At 62.1% G+C, this 17,965-nt stretch carries 18 protein-coding genes; 3 read left to right on the forward strand and 15 right to left on the reverse strand.

All coding sequences use genetic code 11. The annotated features are described in order from the left end of the window. The first annotated feature begins 204 nt into the window (after window positions 1-204). The gene (locus tag ACWPMX_RS11425; protein ID WP_455700124.1) at window positions 205-567 is read left to right on the forward strand and encodes a hypothetical protein; all 363 of its coding nucleotides are present in this window, start codon (window positions 205-207) and stop codon (window positions 565-567) included. Window positions 568-2,194: 1,627 nt separating this feature from the next. Then, complete coding sequence (locus ACWPMX_RS11430) at window positions 2,195-3,409, forward strand: MFS transporter (RefSeq protein ID WP_455700125.1); 1,215 nt, start codon at window positions 2,195-2,197, stop codon at window positions 3,407-3,409. On the opposite strand, the gene ACWPMX_RS11435 is transcribed toward ACWPMX_RS11430, so the two are convergent. Genes ACWPMX_RS11435 through ACWPMX_RS11445 form a run of 3 tightly spaced genes read right to left on the reverse strand, consistent with a single transcriptional unit; the run spans window position 3,406 to window position 6,099 of the window. Beyond that, window positions 3,406-3,903 carry an aromatic-ring-hydroxylating dioxygenase subunit beta gene (locus ACWPMX_RS11435; protein WP_455700126.1) on the reverse strand — a complete coding sequence of 166 codons (498 nt, stop codon included), beginning with the start codon at window positions 3,901-3,903 and terminating at the stop codon, window positions 3,406-3,408. The genes ACWPMX_RS11430 and ACWPMX_RS11435 overlap by 4 nt on opposite strands. Continuing rightward, window positions 3,900-5,075 (reverse strand): aromatic ring-hydroxylating oxygenase subunit alpha, encoded by a 1,176-nt coding sequence (locus ACWPMX_RS11440; protein ID WP_455700127.1) that lies wholly within the window; start codon window positions 5,073-5,075, stop codon window positions 3,900-3,902. Before ACWPMX_RS11440 ends, ACWPMX_RS11435 begins: the two co-directional genes overlap by 4 nt. Before the next feature lie 37 nt (window positions 5,076-5,112). Then, window positions 5,113-6,099, reverse strand: a complete 987-nt coding sequence (locus tag ACWPMX_RS11445; RefSeq protein WP_455700128.1) for a dihydrodipicolinate synthase family protein — start codon at window positions 6,097-6,099, stop codon at window positions 5,113-5,115. 155 nt (window positions 6,100-6,254) lie between these two features. Here ACWPMX_RS11445 and ACWPMX_RS11450 point away from each other — a divergent pair, with 155 nt between their 5' ends. Further along, window positions 6,255-7,028, forward strand: a complete 774-nt coding sequence (locus tag ACWPMX_RS11450; RefSeq protein ID WP_455700129.1) for a 1,6-dihydroxycyclohexa-2,4-diene-1-carboxylate dehydrogenase — start codon at window positions 6,255-6,257, stop codon at window positions 7,026-7,028. A 23-nt stretch (window positions 7,029-7,051) separates the two neighbouring features. On the opposite strand, the gene ACWPMX_RS11455 is transcribed toward ACWPMX_RS11450, so the two are convergent. From ACWPMX_RS11455 to ACWPMX_RS11510, 12 genes are all read right to left on the reverse strand, one after another. Next, entirely contained in the window at window positions 7,052-8,275 is a 1,224-nt protein-coding gene (locus tag ACWPMX_RS11455) for an NAD(P)/FAD-dependent oxidoreductase (RefSeq protein WP_455700130.1), read from the reverse strand. Between the two features lie 285 nt (window positions 8,276-8,560). Next, entirely contained in the window at window positions 8,561-10,066 is a 1,506-nt protein-coding gene (locus tag ACWPMX_RS11460; protein ID WP_455700131.1) for an aldehyde dehydrogenase family protein, read from the reverse strand. Window positions 10,067-10,087: 21 nt separating this feature from the next. After that, window positions 10,088-10,369 (reverse strand): 2Fe-2S iron-sulfur cluster-binding protein, encoded by a 282-nt coding sequence (locus ACWPMX_RS11465; protein ID WP_455700132.1) that lies wholly within the window; start codon window positions 10,367-10,369, stop codon window positions 10,088-10,090. A gap of 3 nt (window positions 10,370-10,372) precedes the next feature. Beyond that, a complete protein-coding gene (locus ACWPMX_RS11470; RefSeq protein ID WP_455700133.1) occupies window positions 10,373-10,582 on the reverse strand; it encodes a 2-hydroxymuconate tautomerase in 210 nt (69 codons plus the stop codon). 1 nt (window position 10,583) lies between these two features. Next, window positions 10,584-11,354 (reverse strand): 2-keto-4-pentenoate hydratase, encoded by a 771-nt coding sequence (locus tag ACWPMX_RS11475; RefSeq protein WP_455700134.1) that lies wholly within the window; start codon window positions 11,352-11,354, stop codon window positions 10,584-10,586. Between the two features lies 1 nt (window position 11,355). Continuing rightward, window positions 11,356-12,387, reverse strand: a complete 1,032-nt coding sequence (dmpG, locus tag ACWPMX_RS11480) for a 4-hydroxy-2-oxovalerate aldolase (RefSeq protein ID WP_455700135.1) — start codon at window positions 12,385-12,387, stop codon at window positions 11,356-11,358. Beyond that, window positions 12,384-13,322: an acetaldehyde dehydrogenase (acetylating) gene (locus ACWPMX_RS11485; protein WP_455700136.1), complete on the reverse strand. Its 939-nt coding sequence runs from the start codon at window positions 13,320-13,322 to the stop codon at window positions 12,384-12,386. The genes dmpG and ACWPMX_RS11485 overlap by 4 nt, the downstream gene beginning before the upstream one ends. A gap of 24 nt (window positions 13,323-13,346) precedes the next feature. Beyond that, entirely contained in the window at window positions 13,347-14,159 is an 813-nt protein-coding gene (locus ACWPMX_RS11490; protein ID WP_455700137.1) for a 2-keto-4-pentenoate hydratase, read from the reverse strand. A 5-nt stretch (window positions 14,160-14,164) separates the two neighbouring features. After that, window positions 14,165-15,649 carry a 2-hydroxymuconic semialdehyde dehydrogenase gene (locus tag ACWPMX_RS11495; RefSeq protein ID WP_455700138.1) on the reverse strand — a complete coding sequence of 495 codons (1,485 nt, stop codon included), beginning with the start codon at window positions 15,647-15,649 and terminating at the stop codon, window positions 14,165-14,167. Window positions 15,650-15,683: 34 nt separating this feature from the next. Then, window positions 15,684-16,073 carry a GlcG/HbpS family heme-binding protein gene (locus tag ACWPMX_RS11500; protein ID WP_455700139.1) on the reverse strand — a complete coding sequence of 130 codons (390 nt, stop codon included), beginning with the start codon at window positions 16,071-16,073 and terminating at the stop codon, window positions 15,684-15,686. Window positions 16,074-16,120: 47 nt separating this feature from the next. Further along, entirely contained in the window at window positions 16,121-17,044 is a 924-nt protein-coding gene (locus ACWPMX_RS11505; RefSeq protein WP_455700140.1) for a catechol 2,3-dioxygenase, read from the reverse strand. An 18-nt stretch (window positions 17,045-17,062) separates the two neighbouring features. After that, on the reverse strand, window positions 17,063-17,914 hold the full coding sequence (locus ACWPMX_RS11510) for an alpha/beta fold hydrolase (protein ID WP_455700141.1): 852 nt from the start codon (window positions 17,912-17,914) through the stop codon (window positions 17,063-17,065). Between the last annotated feature and the right edge of the window lie 51 nt (window positions 17,915-17,965).

The following is a 17,965-nucleotide window of genomic DNA, read 5'->3' on the forward strand; positions in this document are numbered from 1 at the left end:
TCTCGAACTTCCGCAATGAGGGCGCAAAGCAGACATCGAGAATGTATTCGACTTCGTCCGACAACCCGGCATTGCGGTTCGTGTGAATCGCGGCCGACGGGACCGGCCGCTGCCCTGACCGGCGCGACCGGCTGGGCTTTGGGTGGTGGGGCAGGGATGGCGCTACTCCAACCAGGAGAACCAACCATGACCACTGCAACTACCATGAAGCGCCACCGCCGCATGGCGCGACAGCCGAGCCGCAATGCCAGCCAAACGCATGACGATAAAGCTGCGCAAACCGCGCCCACCGCCATTCAGGAGCGCTCGGAAGCAAAGCAGCCAAACAAGACTGACATCGTCCTCGCCCAGTTGAAGCTCGAGGGAGGCGCGACGCTAGATGACCTCTCGTTCGCCCATTTCGAGCGCGAGGTCACCGGCGCGCGCATCCGCGACAAGATCGCGGCTTCGAAAAAGAAGGGCATGTGGATGGGTGGGCCGGTACCGCTCGGGTACGAGGCCAGGGACCGCAAGCTGATCGTGAACGAGAGCGAAGCCGAACAAGTCAGGCACTTCACGCGCCGGTAACCCATATACTACCCCACGCATTCAAGCCCAGAAGCGCTCACGTGTAGCCACCATGTGTATCACTCAACCGCAGAAAGGGCCTTGAATTTCGCCATTTCTGTTTATTTTCAGCCGGTTGAGTGGTTGATGGTGCCAGAAGAGGCATCCAATTCCAGCTATTTTCGGCTTCCTTAACAGATGCTTCCGGGATGTGGGCTTTTCGAAAAGCCCGCAAAAGGCCCTCAAAAAGCGAATAAGGTAATGGTTCGACGCCTTTTTTAGGACTTGAAGTCATATATTGTGCGCTGTGACAAGATCGATTGATGTCGGCTTCTGCGCCGAATCTCAAGTTTTCTAACCGGTTGATCTAGCGTCCCGCAATCGCGCGCCTTGCGAAAATTGGTTTCGGGTTACGATAGCTTCGAGCCTTCACGGCGCGGAATGAATTTTCGAGGTGGTGCGTGCTCTCGGCCGTCAATACCGAACTAGCTACTGGGCTAGTAAATGCGCCTCCGCAGTCGAGCTGATGCAACTGCGGGCAGCGAGGAAGTCTCTTGCCAGCTTGTTGTATCGGGTGGCGATGCGGCGGAAGTGGTCGAGCTTACAGGAGAAGCGTTTTAGGGCGCAACCGTCTGCTCAAATCCGGGCAATTGCAGCACGTACTAACTGCGTTTATTTTATGATGCTTTCAGCGGGTGGGAAAGTTTGAGGGGTTGTCGATGGTGGATCGGGAAAAATCGGTTGATTTGGTATTCGCTTGATCGATGTGTGAACCCCTCCGTCGTCCGCCCAGGTGTCGTTTAAAATGGATTTCTGCGACGGGTCGGCAGGGGGCCTTCCCTCTGCTTTTCGATCCGTCACGCCGAAGCCCGCCAGGCTCTCACTCTCAATTCTGTTGGCCAAGATCGTGCAAGCGACCAGCGATATCGGTCACCTATAAAACCGCACCCCGATAAAGCCGGTTGCTGCCTTCGCGGCGCAGGTGCTCGCCGGGCCTTCGGCATGCCAATGGTTCGTTTCGCGCGGTGAAATTATAACGAGTGGTCGTCTGCAGCGGGATCGCTCAATCGGCTTACATAACGCCGTCGGGCACCTAGCGTTGTTAAGGGATCGGCTCGCTCATCCTTGGGTCTTTTCGGGAAAAGAGCGTGTGCGGACTCTTCCGCACCCATAGCTGCGTCCGAACCCGCTCCCTTGCCATCTTTCGATCTCGCTGTTCGCACACGTTATATTGAGACGGAGCGCCCCTCAGGAGTCGAAGCGCGCATTCGCAAACCGACGGACGCGGTTCTCCCGACCTCGCGTCTCGTTTAGGTTCGGGGTTTCTCGGGGTACGGATGCCTGCAGGTCTGGCAAACTGAGAATCGGGCCCGGGGGCCCACCCGGTGTGGTATCTCTTGATGAGAAAAGGGTCCCGCGACCGAAGTCGGCCTGGCAGCTCTTCCAAGAAGCGCACCTCAAGGATTTTTGGGCTGCTGATAACCCGACGCATGTTCGACAGGAAGTTGTCGAGCTTACAACAATTCCTCATGAGCGACACCTACTTGTTGCGGCGCCTAATCGCACCCGATAGGTACTTCAGGACTTCGGAACCGATCCCGTTTGTGGTCGGCGAACTCCGCAGCGTATCGCAGTACGGAGTGGTCCGATGAGCCTTCACAGCAACAAGCAAAAGCTCAGCGCCGTTGCCGCCTTCGCTCTGATCGCGATCGGCTTCGCCAGCAGCACGCTGGTGACTCCTCTGTACGCGTTCTACGAGCAGCGCTTCCCGTTTTCGATCGCCATGCTTACGGTGATCTACGCCGCTTACGTTGTCGGCAACCTCGTCGCCCTGCTCTTTTTGGGCCGCCTGTCCGACCGGTTGGGACGGCGCCCAACGGCCCTCCTTGCGCTGGTTGCCATCGCGCTGACGGTGGCGCTGTTCGTAGCTGCCCAGAGCGTTGGCTGGCTGATCGCGGGGCGGATCGCCAGTGGACTCGCGGTGGGCCTCGGCTCGGGAACCGGCACGGCGTGGCTCGCAGATTTGCATCCTCACGACAACGGCCGCGCCACTCTTCTCGCGACGCAAGCGAACCTGGGGGGCGTCGGGGTGGCGCCGCTGTTCGCTGGACTGTTGGCGGCATATGCCCCCTATCCCCTTTTCCTGCCCTTCGCGGGTTTTACGTTCTGCGCCTTCGCCGTTCTCGTGCTGGTGCTGGCCGGCCGCGAAACAGTCGCGCGTGCTCCCTTGCGAATTGAGCATTTCCGGCCGCGGCTGGCGCTGCCCGCCGGATCGCGTGCCGCGTTCATCGCCCCGGCGGTAACCGCGTTTGTGACCTTCAGCTTCGTTGGCTTCTATGCTTCGCTGCTGCCGACGATCCTTGCCGAAGCCATGCAGATCCGTAATCCGGCGGTCGGAGGCGCCATCCTGGCAGAGCTTTTCGGCGTTGCGGTCCTTGGAGCTACTGTGACCCGAAAGATGGGTAGCAGGCTTTCCATGTTGAGCGGGTTGGCATCGATCCTCATCAGTCTGGCGCTGCTCGTCCTCACTCAGACAACCGGGAATCTCTTGTTGTTGATTGTCGGAACCGCGTGTGGTGGTGTCACGATAGCGCTCGGCCATCGCGGGGCGCTGGCGGTCGTCAACCAGATTGCCCCGCCCGACGCCCGTGCCGGGCTGGTATCGATCTACTTCGTGACGTGCTTTTTCGGAAACTCACTGCCGATCGTTGCGGTGGGCATTATCAGTACATTTTACGGCCCGCTGATGGCCACCGCATGCTTTGCGGTGCTAATGATCGTCCTGGCAAGCGGAGGGTTCGTGACGGGATTGAGGTTCGCCCCGCCGCCGGAAGCGACCGGTCGAGAGCGTTTGCCAGGCTAGACCGGATATACGAGGTAGCGAGGCAGCACCGAGGTATCGAGTTCGGCGCGTCGCGACAGCAATTTCGCGCTGCCATCGTTGGTCAGCCGCACGGTGTCGAGATATTGCCCGGCCGCGAGGATCTTGGTGATACCGGTGTCCTCCGGGGTCATGAACACCGAGAAGTTCGTACGCAGCGCAACCGTGTCGTCGCTGGTCCGTTCATAACTCACGCGCTGCACGAAATGACGCGTCCGGTAATCCTGAAACGTGCCCGCCCAGATTTCATTGACGTAAGTGACGCGGTCCTCGAGCCGCGCACGGCAATCATCGAACATGAAGCCCAGTTCGAGATCGTTCTCCGTGTTTTCTGCCGATCGGCAATAATAGGAAGCTTCGGGCTCGTCCGCGTAGTTGGACAGCCAGCGCTGCATGTCCTTGCTGTCGAGCGCATCGGCGTCGGCGAGCAGCAGCCTGTCGAGCGTTCCCTCGAGCGCGACGTCGCTTGCGGTCACGCCGCCACCCTTTCGAAGCCCATCACCGACCGGTAGTACTCCCATCTGGGGAGATTGCCGCTCTCGTCGTTCTGCAGGAACTCGCTGTCGAGCTTCGAGCGGTCGCGCACGCCCTTCTGAAAGATCGCATTTCCCGGCGTGTGATTGCCGATGTGTATGCGGTGGAAGATGGAAGCGTCCTCCATGCTGATCAGCCCGCACGGTCCAAGCAGGTTTGAGCTTTGCCGCAGGCGATGCCGTAGCATCTCCGCATCATCATCCTGGTGCGCAAAGTAGGCGTAGTGGACCTCGGTCGTCTCCTCGTCGATCGGCGTCGCGAAGCGAAGGTTGATCACGTCAAGATGCTTCGTCGAGACAAAGGTAGGGAAGAGCGAAACGATGCGCGAGCCGACCGACGGGTCCTGACCCTTGAATGCGATTAGGTCGGCATCCTTCAGCACGGTCGGGCCCCCTGCCACCGACAGCGCCGACTCGAAGCAGATATGACCATGTTTGGTGACGGTGAACTGACGGCCCTTTCCGCCCTGCCAGTTGAGCATGCTAAAGGCCTGGTGCAGCAACGGCGCATGATATCCGTCGTTGTCGGTGTAGGACTTCCAGTTCGTGTCATAGCGGACCTTCTGGTAGCCGAGCAGCTTGAGGCGCCCGTCACCGCCGAGCAGTTCGCGCAGCGTGTTATCTGCGCCGCCCAGGAACTCAGGCAGCGGCTCTGTGCGGCTTGAAAATGTCACGAAGATCAGCCCGCAGAAGCTATCGAACCGCGGCTGAGCGAGCGGATAGTCAGATTTGTTGAACCCTGGCACGAATTCGCGCGGATTCGGGCAACCTATCAAATCGCCTTTGGTGTTAAACAGCCAGCGGTGGTACGGGCATTCGAACTCGGTCCGATTGCCCATTACCGCGGTCTCAAGCTGATTGCCGCGGTGCGAGCATGCATTATAGAAGACGCGGACCTTCCCCGCGTCATCGCGCGCGACCAACAACGGGATTCCCGCCATGCGGAGGGTCTTGAAATCGCCCGGATCAGGTAGTTCGCTTTCGTGTGCGACAGGGTGCCATTCTTCCCCGTGGAATATCCGCTTGAGCTCTTCGGCGTAGATGTCCTTGCGGGTGAACGCGGCCTTCGGGATTTCGTTAAAGTTCTTTGGCCATTCCAGCGTCTCGATGGTCATCGCAAGCTCCTAACTTCAAGGGGGGTGGTCGGCGATGTCAGGCGTCGGCCTCGAGGGTCCTACCTAAATCCGCCCACATCCGGCCCGAGACTCGCGCGCCCTCGAGATACTCTTCGGGACACAAGTGATAGGGCGGCCGGCAGGGGCCGGCATCCATCCACCCGCCGGCGGTCATGCGCGCCTTCTCCAGGGCGATGTTGTAGGTCGAGAACTCCTTGAAGCTGCCGTTCGGGAACAGGCTCGCGGCCGTCGGCCCGAGCCGTGCCATAAAGGCTTTAGCTGCGTTCCAGTCTCCGGTGACGCGTGCCGCGGCGACCAAATCGCGCAAGGTGGTGCTCACCAGCGGATGGCATACCGCTCCGCTCGTCCAAAAGGCATCGATTGAATCGTCCATCCGCGCCGCGGCGTAGTAATCGAAGTCGATCGGCAGCAGCTTGATGCGTCCCCTTACCGCCGCAAGATCGGGAAGCAGCGTGCCGACGCCGATGTATTTCGCGGTAACTACCTGCGGGATTTCCGCCACCTGCGCCCAGAAATTGCGGGTGAAATCGAACTTGAATGCCTCGGGGTTGGCGTAGACCGCAATGTTGATTTCCGGCACCGCCTCAGCCACGTCCCGATAGAACTGAACCGCCACGTCAAGGCTCGGCGCACACCACATCGGAATGCCGAGCATCGTGCCGGTTGCGCCGATTTCGACGGCTTCGCGAGTAAGCGCGACGGTATCGCGAGTATTGAGGCAAGTCGTGCCGACAAAAACCGGGACGCGTCCGGCGGCAGTTTCGACCAGCGTGCGCATGAAAAGGCGCTTCTCATCGATAGTCAGGGTGGACGCCTCCCCTAGGGTTCCCATGCTGAGGATGCCATCGATGCCCGCGTCGACAAGGCCATCGACCATGCGGGCGGTTTGCTCGACATCGACCGTGTCGGATGCCTGCCAGTCCGATGCCCCCGGCTTCGCCGGGGTCGGGACGATAGCCCACGCCCCTTTGACATCGCCTGCAGTCAATAATTGCCTTGCCAATCCAACTCTCCCATCGCGCGCTTTGGAGTCGCCGCGTCATTGACCATTGTGTAACGCATTTCCTTGTCGCGCGGCAAGTGTGAAGGTAACGCAAAGGATATCGCTGCAGGACCCTGGATTATAAGATATGCAGGAGCATCGCCGTGGAGCATGATATGAGATTTGCCGACAAGGTCGCCGTGGTGACGGGAGCGGCGCAAGGGATAGGTCTCGCTGCCGCGACGCGGCTGGCGCGCGAGGGCGCTACGGTCGTCTTGGCAGACCGCGCCGAGCAGGCGGTCGTTGAGGCAGTAGAGGCGCTTAGAGAGGCAGCGCTCGACGTCCATGCGGCCGTCCATGATCTCGAGCACCGCGAGGGCGCGGTCGACCTCTACGATGGCGTCGCCGAACGGTTCGGACGCATTGATGTGGCCGTGCACAATGTTGGCGGAACCATTTGGGCCAAACCGTACTGGGACTACCAGCCCGAGGAGATCGTCGCCGAGATTAATCGATCGCTATGGCCCACATTATGGTGCTGTCATGCGGTTCTTGCGCATATGCGCGAAGCGGGCCGCGGGGCGATCGTCAATATCGGCTCGGTGGCGACCAGGGGGGTGAACAGGGCACCTTACGCAGCGGCCAAGGGAGGCGTGGCAGCATTGACATCGTCGCTGTCGCTCGATCTCGGCGATTGCGGCATCCGGGTCAATTGCGTGGCGCCCGGTGGAGTCAACGTAACCCGCGTGACCCCGCGTAATACCGCGGCGGCCACCGAGGCCGACACCCGCGGGTTCGCCGAGGTCATGGATCAGACGCTGCGCGACACGCCGATGGCACGATTTGGTGAAACCGAAGAACTCGCTGCGGCGATCTGCTTTTTCGCCGCCGAAGATTCCTCTTATATCACCGGACAGACCTTGTTCGTGGCCGGGGGGGGAGTTGGCTAGGACGGGGCAATCCAAAAGTAAGTTCAGCGGGCCGACTTCAACATGTCCCGCAACGAGGCATCGGGGTCGGCAAGCGCGGCGGCGGAGGCGGTGACGCGCCGCTCGACCAGCCGCTTGCCCACCCCCATCTCTGCGGTGCGGTTTACCGCCAGAACGCCCTCGATGGTGTCGCCGGCTTGGAAGAACGCGCAAAAGGCGTTGCTTTCGATGTCGCCGCGCACGGTGACCTGAGCGCCGACCGGGATATGGCCGCAGAACTGGATGTTGATATCAAACTGGTCACTCCAATACCATACGGGTTTGCAGTATTCGACTTCCCGACCCAATATCGCCATTGCAGCGGCCTGCCCTTGTTCAGCCGCGTTCTGGTAGGTTTCCTGACGGATATGCCCGCCGAAGAAGCTTTCCTGCTCCGCGACGTCGCCGGCCGCGAAAATATGCGGATCACTTGTCCGGCAGTGCCTGTCGACAAGGATCCCGCTGTTGGTCGTCAATCCGGCATCCCTTGCCAAGCTGGTTTCCGGGACGATGCCGATGCCGACGATCACTGCATCGCATGCGATCAATGAACCGTCGTCCAACTCGACGGCCGTCACGCGATCGCCTTCCCGCCGCATCGCGGTGACCCCGCGACTGAATCGTGTGTCAACGCCGCGCCGACGGTGCTCCTCGCCCAGCCAGTGGCCGAACTGCGGGCCGAGCGCGCGGATCATCGGCGCGGCGAGCGGTTCGACCGCGGTTACTATGCAGCCGAGCCTGATCGCGCTGGCGGCGATCTCTGCCCCGATGACGCCCATGCCGACAATGACGACCCGCGCTCCATGGGTGAGATCAGAAGCCATTCGCGCCGCGTCATCGCGGGTCCGCAGATAATGCACGTTGCGGGCATCGGCACCTTCCATGTTGAGCTTGCGCGCGGCCCCCCCGGTGGCGAGTAGGATTCGGTCGCCCTTGATGAGTTCGCCGCCACTTAATCGCGCGCCGTGCCCCGGCTCGATCGCCTCGGCGCGAGCGCCCAGTCGCAGATCGATTCGATTGTCCGCGTACCAGTTCTCGTCGTGCAGGAAAAAATTGTCCGGCACGTTGGCGGGGTCCCAGAGCATCTCCTTGGACAGCGGCGGCCGCTCGTAAGGCCGCCAGGGTTCCTCACCGATCAGAGTGATCTGGCCATCGAACCCGCCCGTCCTCAGCGCTTCGACGGCTCGGCCGCCCGCGAGGTTCGCTCCCACCACCACGATAGACTGCACTGATCACCTCCCGTCGCCATGTTTCGCCAAGCCTCGCGCCTCATTGAGGGCACGCATATGTGAATAAAAAAAGGGACGCCCGACGTAGCGGGCGCCCCCGTCAGTCCTCCGGGTGGAGAGGCCGAGTACTTCACGCTGTGGTCTGTGAGTGTCGTTCGTCCCGAAATTGCTGAAGCAGGAGGTGGATCGACCTTGACTCGGTTGCCTGTCGGAGCCTCCGCCGGCATCAGCGTGCCTGTGCAAAGCACCGCACGCCCTTCGCGCCTGCATTGACCGCGATCGCGGCTACTGGTCGAACATGCCGAGACGTCCTTCCTGTAGATTCAAGATCACCGACTTCGTATGCGTGTAGTGGTTGAGTACCTCGTGACTGAACTCACGCCCGAACCCGCTTTGCTTGTATCCGCCAAGCGGCATGTTCGGCTTGAGGTTATAATAGCGGTTGATCCAAACGGTGCCCGTCTCGAGCTTGCGGGCGATGCGATGGGCGCGGGCGATATCCCTGGTCCATACGCCGCCGGCGAGGCCGTAAGTGGTCGTATTGGCCTGGACCATCATATCGTCCTCGTCGGTCCAACTGATTACGCTGGTGACAGGACCGAAGATTTCCTCCTGCGCAATCCGCATGGTGTTCTTCACGTTAGTAAAGATCGTCGGCTTGACGAAGTGACCCGAGGCGAGATCTGCGCTGTCCGATCGCGTACCTCCAGTAAGGACATCCGCACCCTCTTCAGTCGCAAGGCGCAAATAGCTCTCGACCTTATCCATTTGCACCTGCGAGGCTTGAGCCCCGAGCTGGGTCGCCATGTCGAGCGGGTCACCCTGACGAATGCCTTCGAGCGCGGCTTTGAACTTGGCCAGGAATTCGTCCTGGATAGACTCGTGGAGGAACAGCCGCGAACCGGCGAGGCACACCTCTCCCTTGTTGAGCACCGTCGACATCGTCGCGCTCTCGACCGCGGCATCGATATCGGCATCGCCGCAGACGATATGCGCCGACTTACCGCCGAGCTCGAGCGTCTGAGGAATGATGTTTTCCGAGGCATACTGCATAATCCGCCGCGCCGTGGCGACCGAGCCGGTGAAAGCGACCTTGACCACATCGGGATGGGTGACAAGCGCTTCGCCGACGTCGGCACCGTACCCGGTGACCACGTTGACTACGCCGGGGGGCAAGAGGTCGGCCATCTCCACGAAGAACTCGATGACGGAGAGGCACACGGTCTCTGCGGGCTTAAGCACGACTGTGTTGCCCGAGGCGAGCGCCGGCGCGATCTTACACGCCATCATCAGCATGGGAACGTTCCACGGGATGATCTGCGCGCAGACTCCGAGCGGCTCGCGATGAACGATGCCGATGGCATCGGGATAATCAAGTGTATGGCCGTGAATGCCGTAGGCGGCGCCGGCGAAAAGTTCGAACTGGCCGATCGCCTGGGGCATGTCGAAATACATCGACTCGCGCATCGGCTTGCCGTTATTGAGCGTCTCGAGCGTGGCATAGTGGGAATGGCGGGCTTTCAGCCGCCGGGCAATCTCGATCAGGATGTCCTGGCGCTCGTTTGGCAGCGATTGCGACCATTTGGGGAATGCGGCCTTGGCCGCTGCCACCGCACGCTCGATGTCTTTGCCATTGCCGGCTTGAATCTTGGTCAGGACGCGGCCATTGGAGGGGTTGACCAAGTCAATGGTCTTGCCGCTGTCGCCAGAGACCCACTCGCCTCCGATAAAGTGTCCGTATTCCGCCTTGATGCCGTATTCGGATTCGGCCGACTTTAGTTGCGTAGCCATCTCTGCACTCCTCTCAGCATGTCATTCGAGTTCGATCGTCAGGTCTCCGTCAGGATAGAGCCGGCAGGCAAGCACGAACCCTGCCTCCTGGTCGGCGAGCGTCACCTTGACCGCGCTCATCTTGCCCGTGCGGTAAGGCCCATCGGTGACCCGTACCCGGCAAAAGCCGCACCCCCCGCCGCGGCAGCCGACCCCGATGTCGTCGGAGCCGCACTTCTCCATCGCGATCAGCACCCGTTCGTCGGCGGGACAGGTAAACTCACTTCCCCCGACAATCCGAATTCGGTGAACTGCGGCAGACATCGCCTAACCGCCGCCCGCCCGAGCTGCGGCCTTTGCCGCGAAACTCTGCCCACCGACCGCGTAATGTGCAGGCGGGAGCTCACGGAGGATTACGCGCACGGTCTCGCGCGGGGCGCCGATCGCCTCGATCGCGGCGTCCGTCAGCGCCTGGATCAACCGCTCCTTCGCATCTGGCGCGCGTCCTTCTACGAGGCTTACCTCGATGATCGGCATGTCAGGCCTCCACCCGAAACATTACTGAACCCATGTCCTGGATCGTCGTCCGGACCGTCTGGCCAGGAGCGAGGTCGGGCGCCGCTGTAATTCCGCCGGCCATCACGATCGCGCCCGCCTCGATCTCCTCGCCTGCCTCGGCTACGAGCCGAGCGGCCGCGACCAGCGAACGCAGAGGGTGACCGAGAATGGCCGCGGTCGATCCGACCTGGACGACCTCGCCGTCGATTTCGAGGATTACGCCAAGGTTGGAAAAGTCTATCCGCGGATCGTGCCACGGCCCGATAACGAGGCCGGACGACGAGGTGTTGTCGGCGACGACGTCTTCCAGCGCGAACTTGAAGTTCTCGTATCGGCTGTCGATGATCTCCATCGCCGGAGCGATCGCCTCGACTGCGGCCAGCGCCGCCGCGGCGGTAACCCGGCCCGAAAGCGGGGCCTTCATCAGGAAGGCCACCTCCGGCTCGACCCTAGGATGAACGTATTTCGCGCGCGACAAAGCCGCGCCTTCCTCGACCAGCATAGCGTCGGTGAGCCTTCCCCAAGCGACCTCATCGACGCCGACCTGCAGCATCTTGGCGCGACTGGTCAGGCCCATCTTGACACCAAGCCGCCGTTCGCCCCGAGCGAGCCGTCGCGCAACCGAGAGCTTCTGCACCTCGTAAGCTTCGGCAACGGTGAACGCGGAATCCACCGAGGTTATTTGCGGTGTCGCGGTGGCCTTAAGTGCCGCGGCGTCGAGCTTTTCCGCATAGTGTGCGAGCCGATCCATGTCAGTGCGCCCGTTCCTTGACCAGGTCGAGCGCGACGTCGACGATCATGTCTTCCTGCCCGCCGACCATCCGCCGGTTGCCGAGTTCGACGAGGATTTCGCGGGTATCGAGGCCGTACTGCTGCGCCGCCTTTTCGGCATGGCGCAGAAAGCTCGAATAGACACCCGCGTAACCCAGACTCAGCGTCTCACGATCGACGCGCACCGGACGGTCCTGCAAGGGCCGGATGATGTCGTCTGCCGCATCCATCAGCGCCATCACGTCGCAACCATGCTTCCAGCCTTTGCGGTTGGCGGCGGCGATGAACACCTCGAGCGGCGCGTTGCCCGCGCCCGCGCCCATTCCCGCCAGGCTTGCGTCGATCCGCACCGCCCCGGCCTGCGCGGCGACGATCGAATTGGCGACACCGAGCGAGAGATTGTGGTGGGCGTGCATCCCGCGTTGGGTTTCGGGTTTGAGCACGCGGTCGTAGGCATCGAGCCGGGCCCGCACGCCGTCCATGTCGAGCGCGCCGCCGCTGTCCGTTACGTAGACGCAGTGCGCGCCGTAGCCTTCCATCAGCAATGCCTGCTGTGCGAGCGCCTCGGGCTCGATCATGTGGCTCATCATCAGGAAGCCTGACACGTCCATGCCGAGATCACGGGCGATGCCGATGTGCTGCTCGGCCACGTCGGCTTCGGTGCAGTGGGTCGCGACCCGCACCGAACGCACGCCCATCGCATATGCGCGCCGCAGTTCCTCGACCGTGCCGATTCCAGGCACCAGCAACGTAGTCAGTACCGCGTTTTCGATCGCGTCCGCCGCGGCCTCGATCCACTCCCAGTCGGTGTGCGCGCCGAACCCATAGTTGAACGAGGTACCGTTTAGGCCGTCGCCGTGCGAGACCTCGATGGCATCGACGCCTGCGTCGTCGAGCGCCTTGGCGATCGTGCGGACGCTGTCGGTGCCGTACATGTGGAGGATCGCGTGCATCCCGTCGCGCAGGGTGACGTCCTGGATGTATAACTGGTCAGTGTCGGGATTGAAGGTCACGCCGCGACCCTTTCCATCTGCATCCTGGCCAGCCCTTCGCCGGCCGCCTTGGCCGCAGCGGTCATGATGTCGAGGTTGCCCGAATACTTGGGCAAATAGTCGCCGGCGCCCTCGACCTCGAGAAACACGCTGGTCTTGAGGCCCTCGAACTCGCCGTAGCCCGGTATCTTGAGCGGGCGGTTCGAACCGAAGCGCTCGAATTGCACCTCCTGCTTCAGCCGGTAGCCGGGAACGTACGACTGCACCGTGGCGATCATTTCCTCGATCGAGGCGCAGACGTTGTCCTCATCGACCATGTCAGTCAGGGTGAAGATCGTGTCGCGCATAATCATCGGCGGTTCGGCGGGATTGAGGATAATGATCGCGCGGCCCCGCGCGGCCCCGCCAACCTGCTCGATCGCTTTGGCTGTCGTCCGCGTGAATTCGTCGATGTTGGCGCGCGTTCCCGGTCCGGCCGAGCGCGACGATACAGACGCAACGATCTCGGCGTAATGGACCGGCGTCACCCGTGACACCGCCGCGACGATCGGGATCGTCGCCTGGCCGCCGCAAGTTACCATGTTGACGTTGCGCACCGCCGGATCGACCGCGGCGTTGACTGGCGGCACAGTGAACGGGCCGAGCGCCGCCGGAGTCAGGTCGACCACAAGCTTGCCGTCGCGTCGCAACGCCTCGTCGTGCGCCTTGTGCGCGTAAGCCGAGGTAGCGTCGAACGCGATGCCGATGTCGGCATATTCGGGCATCTTACGGAGTCCGTCGATCCCCTCGTGAGTCGTCGCCACGCCGCGCTCGCGCGCCATGGCGAGGCCCTCGGACGCGCGGTCGATGCCCACGACCGCTGTTAGTTCGAGCGCGTCCGACCCCTTGAGCAGCTTGATCATAAGATCGGTCCCGATGTTGCCGGAACCGATTATCGCGCACTTCATCTTGGCCACGTGACCAATCTCCCCTTCAATACTTCAGCCGGCTTCGGCGGCAAAGGCCGCGCGAACCGTGCCGATGCCGTTGATCCGCGCCTCGACCACGTCGCCGCGCGCCACGCCCGCCATCGGGCCGAGCGCACCGGACAGGATTACGTCGCCTTCAAGCAACGGCCGACCCGCTTTGGCCATCACCCGCGCCAGCCACAGCGACGCGGTGATCGGACTGCCCAGGCAGGCGATACCTGCGCCGACCGAGATCGGCTGGCCCTTGATCTCCATAACCATGCCGCAGGTCCTGAGGTCGAGGCCGTCGAGCTTGCGCGGCACTGCGCCAAGCACGAACAGCCCGCTCGAGGCGTTGTCGGCTATCGTGTCCCAGATCTTGATGTCCCAGTTGGCGACGCGGCTGTCGACGATCTCGATCGCGGGAACCACGTATTCCACGGCGCGGATCATTTCCGCGGTGGTCAGATCGGGATGCGGCAGATCGCGGCCGACGACGATCGCGATCTCGGCCTCGACCTTAGGCTGGATGACTTGATCGAGCGAAACCGGGATGCCCTCGGGCACGTCCATGTCGGCGAACAGCATGCCATAGTCAGGCTGGTCGACGCCGAGCTGGCGTTGTACGGCAAGCGAGGTCAGGCCAATTTTGCGGCCGACCAAGCGACGTCCATTGGCCAAATAGTGCTTGGTGTTGGCTTCCTGAACCGCATAGGCGGCATCGACCCCGCCGGCAGAAATACGGTCGCGTAGCGGCGCCACCGGCTGGCCGCTCGCGGCGGCGCCACGCAGCGCGCGGGCCGCCTCGCCAATTGTCTTCGGGTCGACTTCGGTTGATTCTGACATAGCGGTTAGAGCTTCACGCAGATATTGGTGACTTCAGTGTAGAACTCGAGACTGTGGACCCCGCCCTCGCGGCCGATTCCCGAATGTCCTGACCCGCCGAACGCAGTTCGTAGATCACGCAGAAACCAGGAATTGACCCAGCATACCCCCACGTCCATCGCCGTAGCGACCCGATGGCCGCGTGACAGGTTCTCGGTCCAGACCGATGCGCACAGGCCGTACGGAGTATCGTTGGCGAGCGCGACAACCTCGTCTTCGGTGTCGAACGGAACGATCCCACAACATGGACCGAAAATTTCCTCGCGCATCACGGTGTCGGTATGCGCCAGGCCCGTCCACAGTGTCGGCTCGACGTAAAAGCCGCCGGCTTCCTCATCATTGACAACCGGCGCCCCGCCTCCCGTGACAACGGTTGCCCCCTCTTCGACAGCACGGCGGTAGTATCCCAGAACCTTGTCGCGGTGCTCGGCGCTGATTAGTGGACCGAGATAGGCGTGATTGTCGGTCGCCCCGGGCTTGAAGCTTTCGGCCGATTCCTTCATCCGCGCGACGAAATCGTCGAAGATCGGGCGCTCTACATAAACCCGCTCGGTCCCGAGGCAGACTTGGCCGGTATTGAGAAATACCGAGCGAGAAAGGCCCTCAATCGCCTTGTCGAGATCGGCATCGGCGAAGACAATTGCCGGGTTCTTGCCACCGAGCTCGAAGGAAATGTCGCGAACCCCGACCGCGGCTTTCTGCATTATCGCCTGGCCGGTTCCGGTTTCGCCAGTGAAAGTGATCGCATCAACGTCGGGATGCGAGGTCAGGAACTCCCCCGCCGAACCGGGGCCGAACCCGTGCACGACGTTGTAGACGCCCTCCGGCATCCCGACCGCGTTCATGACTTCACCGAGTAGTGCCGCAGTGCGCGGGGTCTCCTCGGACGGCTTGACCACGACGGTGTTGCCGCACGCCAGTGCAGGGCCTACTTTCCAGGTCATCAGCAGCAGTGGGAAGTTCCACGGGCAAATCACCGCGACCACGCCCTTGGGCTTGCGCACAGTGTAGTTGAGTGCCTGGCCTCCATCGGGCGTCGGGGTGTTGAAGGCCTCGCCGGGCATGGTCGCGACGACATCGGCGAACATACGGAAATTTGCGGCTCCGCGGGGGATGTCAATGTGCGCGGCGAGGTGTCGCGGCTTGCCGGTGTCGGCCACTTCCGCATCAAGGAAATCGGCAGCGCGCAATTCGATCTCCGTCGCGACAGCGGTAATCAGCCTGACCCGCTCCGCCGTCGTCATGCGGCCCCACGGGCCGCGCAGTGCGGCTTTGGCGGCGGCAACAGCGTCGGCAACATCGGCTTTGCTGGCTTCGTGAACCAATCCGATCTGCCTTCCAGTAGCGGGATCGAGGTTGGTGAACGTCTTGCCCTCGCTACCCTCACGGAAGGTGCCGGCGACGAAGTTAAGAACGCTGTCGGAAACGGGGCGAGGTGCGGCTGGTGTCATCTGTATTTCGGTGACCATGGATTGCTTAGAGGGCTTAGGGAAACGGCCTCGCGCCGATAGCGGCAAGGCCGGCGCCGGCGCACTCGATATCCTGCTCCTCGGACGCGCCGGACACCCCAATGGCGCCAACGATCTCGCCATCAATCTCGATTGGCAGCCCTCCTCCGAAGAGAACGACGCCGGGCTGGGCCGAGATGCCATCGCGCAACGCGCGGTTGCCCGACACCATCTGGTACAGCGCGGTGGTGGAAACCCGGAAGCTGGCAGCGCTGTAAGCCTTGTCCTGCGCTATCTTGGCCGACGGACCGGGCGAACCGTTCGCTCGGAGAAAGGCCACGAGCTCCCCGCCCGCGCCGACTACCGCCGCGGCGACCGGACCAGCGATTTCGCCACCTTTGCCAACGGCCGCGAGCACGGCGTCCATCGCCGGTCGTGGACCGATGGTTCGAATGGTCGCAACGGACTCCACGGTCAGGTTGTCACTGTCATGAAACGGTCGTTGAGCGCCTTTTCGTAGTAGAAAATCGCCTTCCCCGCGCTCTCCGCCTGCCACATGCGCTGCGGGTGGTCGGGATAATAGAAGTACCCGCCGCTGAATGTTTCATTGCGATTGCCAGCGGGATCGAAGAAATAGATAGTCTGTCCGCGGGTGATCCCATGGCGGGTAGGGCCGATGTCGAGCGAAATATCGTACCGGCTGATGATATCCGCGGCATGGCCGACATCGTGCCAAGACTCGAGATAGAACGAGGCATGGTGGATCCGGCCGTCCTCGGGATAGGCGAGGAAAGCAACATCGTGCGCCTTGTTGCTGCAGCTCAGGAAAATCCCCAAGCGTGTTCCGCTGGATTCGTCGATGAGTTCTTCGGCCACCGAGAAGTCGAGCGCCTCGACGAATATTCTGGCCGACCCCGCGATATCCACGCCGTTGAGCGCGCAATGGTCGAACCGCGTGGCGCGCATTCCGCGTGGCTCGGCCAGCCAGACATCGGGGTTCCTTGTCGCCGGGCAATTCTCCGATAACGCCATTTCGGCATAAAGCTCGAAGGTATGCTGCGTCGGTGTTTTGAACCGAATTTTGCGACCGACGCCGGGATCCTCGCCTGCAGGAACCACATCGACGTGCACGCCCATGTCGAGAAGGCGTTCTGCGAAATGATCAAGGTCACCGTCGGTGCGCACCTTGAAGCCCATGACATCCATGCCGGCTTGGTCGGCCTCGCGCAGGATGACGCTGTGCCGGTCGAACTCATCGAACGCCTGAAAGAATGCGCGGTCGCCATCGCGGGCGACCAAGTTGAGCCCCATCCGGTCGCGATAGTGCGGGATGGCCTCCTCCAGGTCGAGCACTCGCAGTTGGACGTAGCCGGGACGAAGAACGCCAGTTAACGCCATGACACTTACCCTCTCCGATCAGGCCTTAAGGCCGTTCTTGAAAAACTCCGACACCATTCGGTTGAAGCTCGCCAGCCGCTCGATCTGCACCCAGTGGCCGCATTCCGCGAAGAGATGCAGGTCGGCGCGGGGCAACAGTGTCGCGAGGCGCACGGCTGCGTCTACTGGGATCACCTGGTCGGACTTTCCGTGCAAGATCAGCGTATCGTGTTGCAGCGCGGCGATGTCGTCCTCGCGGCTTGCCAGCATAGCGATGTTGGCTTGGCGGTCAGGCCCGCCGAAGGTGGCCTGATAGGGTTCGTGCGCCCCGGGCCGGATACTTGCCTCGTAGCGCGACTGGATCAGATCATCGGTCAGCCGACTATGATCCCAGGCCAAGTACTTGAGCATTTCGGCCATGGCGTCTCGGGAGGGCTGGTACCCCCAAACCTCCTGCAGTGCGGGGGTAAGCGGAAAATTGAGCCCAGCGGGACCCATCAAGACCGCTCGGTCGACCCGGTCCGGGTGTGCGATCATGAAAGCCAAGGTGACGCCGCCACCGAAGGAGTTGCCTACCATCGAGACCTTCTGGAGGCCCAGCGCGTCGAGAAAGCCAGCCAGCTGGTCGACCCAAACCTGCTTGTTGTCGATTCGACCTTTGCTGTCAGAATAGCCGAAACCGAACATGTCGGGCGCGATAACCCTGAACTCCCTGGCGAGCTCGGGCATGTTGAGGCGCCAATTGGCCCACGCGGTGACGCCAGGTCCTGATCCGTGCACAAGCAGCACAGGTGGTCCGTCCCCCATGTCATGGTAATTGACCGTGCTCCCATCGACGGTCAGCGAGCTGCCGACTTCAGGGCGGTCCGCATCCGCTAAAGTACTCGCCATGCTACCTCATCCGAACATTTCAAGACCCCCCGATGATTCCTGCGACCCTCG

The sequence above is a fragment of the Tsuneonella sp. HG094 genome, from assembly GCF_053819285.1.

What these genes read in the sequence shown, in the direction of transcription:
- ACWPMX_RS11495 (WP_455700138.1), bottom strand. Translation starts at nt 15,649, where the DNA reads ATGACACCAGCCGCACCTCGCCCCGTTTCCGACAGCGTTCTTAACTTC.
- ACWPMX_RS11460 (WP_455700131.1), bottom strand. Translation starts at nt 10,066, where the DNA reads ATGGCTACGCAACTAAAGTCGGCCGAATCCGAATACGGCATCAAGGCG.
- ACWPMX_RS11450 (WP_455700129.1), top strand. Translation starts at nt 6,255, where the DNA reads ATGAGATTTGCCGACAAGGTCGCCGTGGTGACGGGAGCGGCGCAAGGG.
- ACWPMX_RS11490 (WP_455700137.1), bottom strand. Translation starts at nt 14,159, where the DNA reads ATGTCAGAATCAACCGAAGTCGACCCGAAGACAATTGGCGAGGCGGCC.
- ACWPMX_RS11465 (WP_455700132.1), bottom strand. Translation starts at nt 10,369, where the DNA reads ATGTCTGCCGCAGTTCACCGAATTCGGATTGTCGGGGGAAGTGAGTTT.
- ACWPMX_RS11500 (WP_455700139.1), bottom strand. Translation starts at nt 16,073, where the DNA reads ATGGACGCCGTGCTCGCGGCCGTTGGCAAAGGTGGCGAAATCGCTGGT.
- ACWPMX_RS11510 (WP_455700141.1), bottom strand. Translation starts at nt 17,914, where the DNA reads ATGGCGAGTACTTTAGCGGATGCGGACCGCCCTGAAGTCGGCAGCTCG.
- ACWPMX_RS11475 (WP_455700134.1), bottom strand. Translation starts at nt 11,354, where the DNA reads ATGGATCGGCTCGCACACTATGCGGAAAAGCTCGACGCCGCGGCACTT.
- ACWPMX_RS11505 (WP_455700140.1), bottom strand. Translation starts at nt 17,044, where the DNA reads ATGGCGTTAACTGGCGTTCTTCGTCCCGGCTACGTCCAACTGCGAGTG.
- ACWPMX_RS11425 (WP_455700124.1), top strand. Translation starts at nt 205, where the DNA reads ATGAAGCGCCACCGCCGCATGGCGCGACAGCCGAGCCGCAATGCCAGC.
- ACWPMX_RS11470 (WP_455700133.1), bottom strand. Translation starts at nt 10,582, where the DNA reads ATGCCGATCATCGAGGTAAGCCTCGTAGAAGGACGCGCGCCAGATGCG.
- ACWPMX_RS11440 (WP_455700127.1), bottom strand. Translation starts at nt 5,075, where the DNA reads ATGACCATCGAGACGCTGGAATGGCCAAAGAACTTTAACGAAATCCCG.
- ACWPMX_RS11430 (WP_455700125.1), top strand. Translation starts at nt 2,195, where the DNA reads ATGAGCCTTCACAGCAACAAGCAAAAGCTCAGCGCCGTTGCCGCCTTC.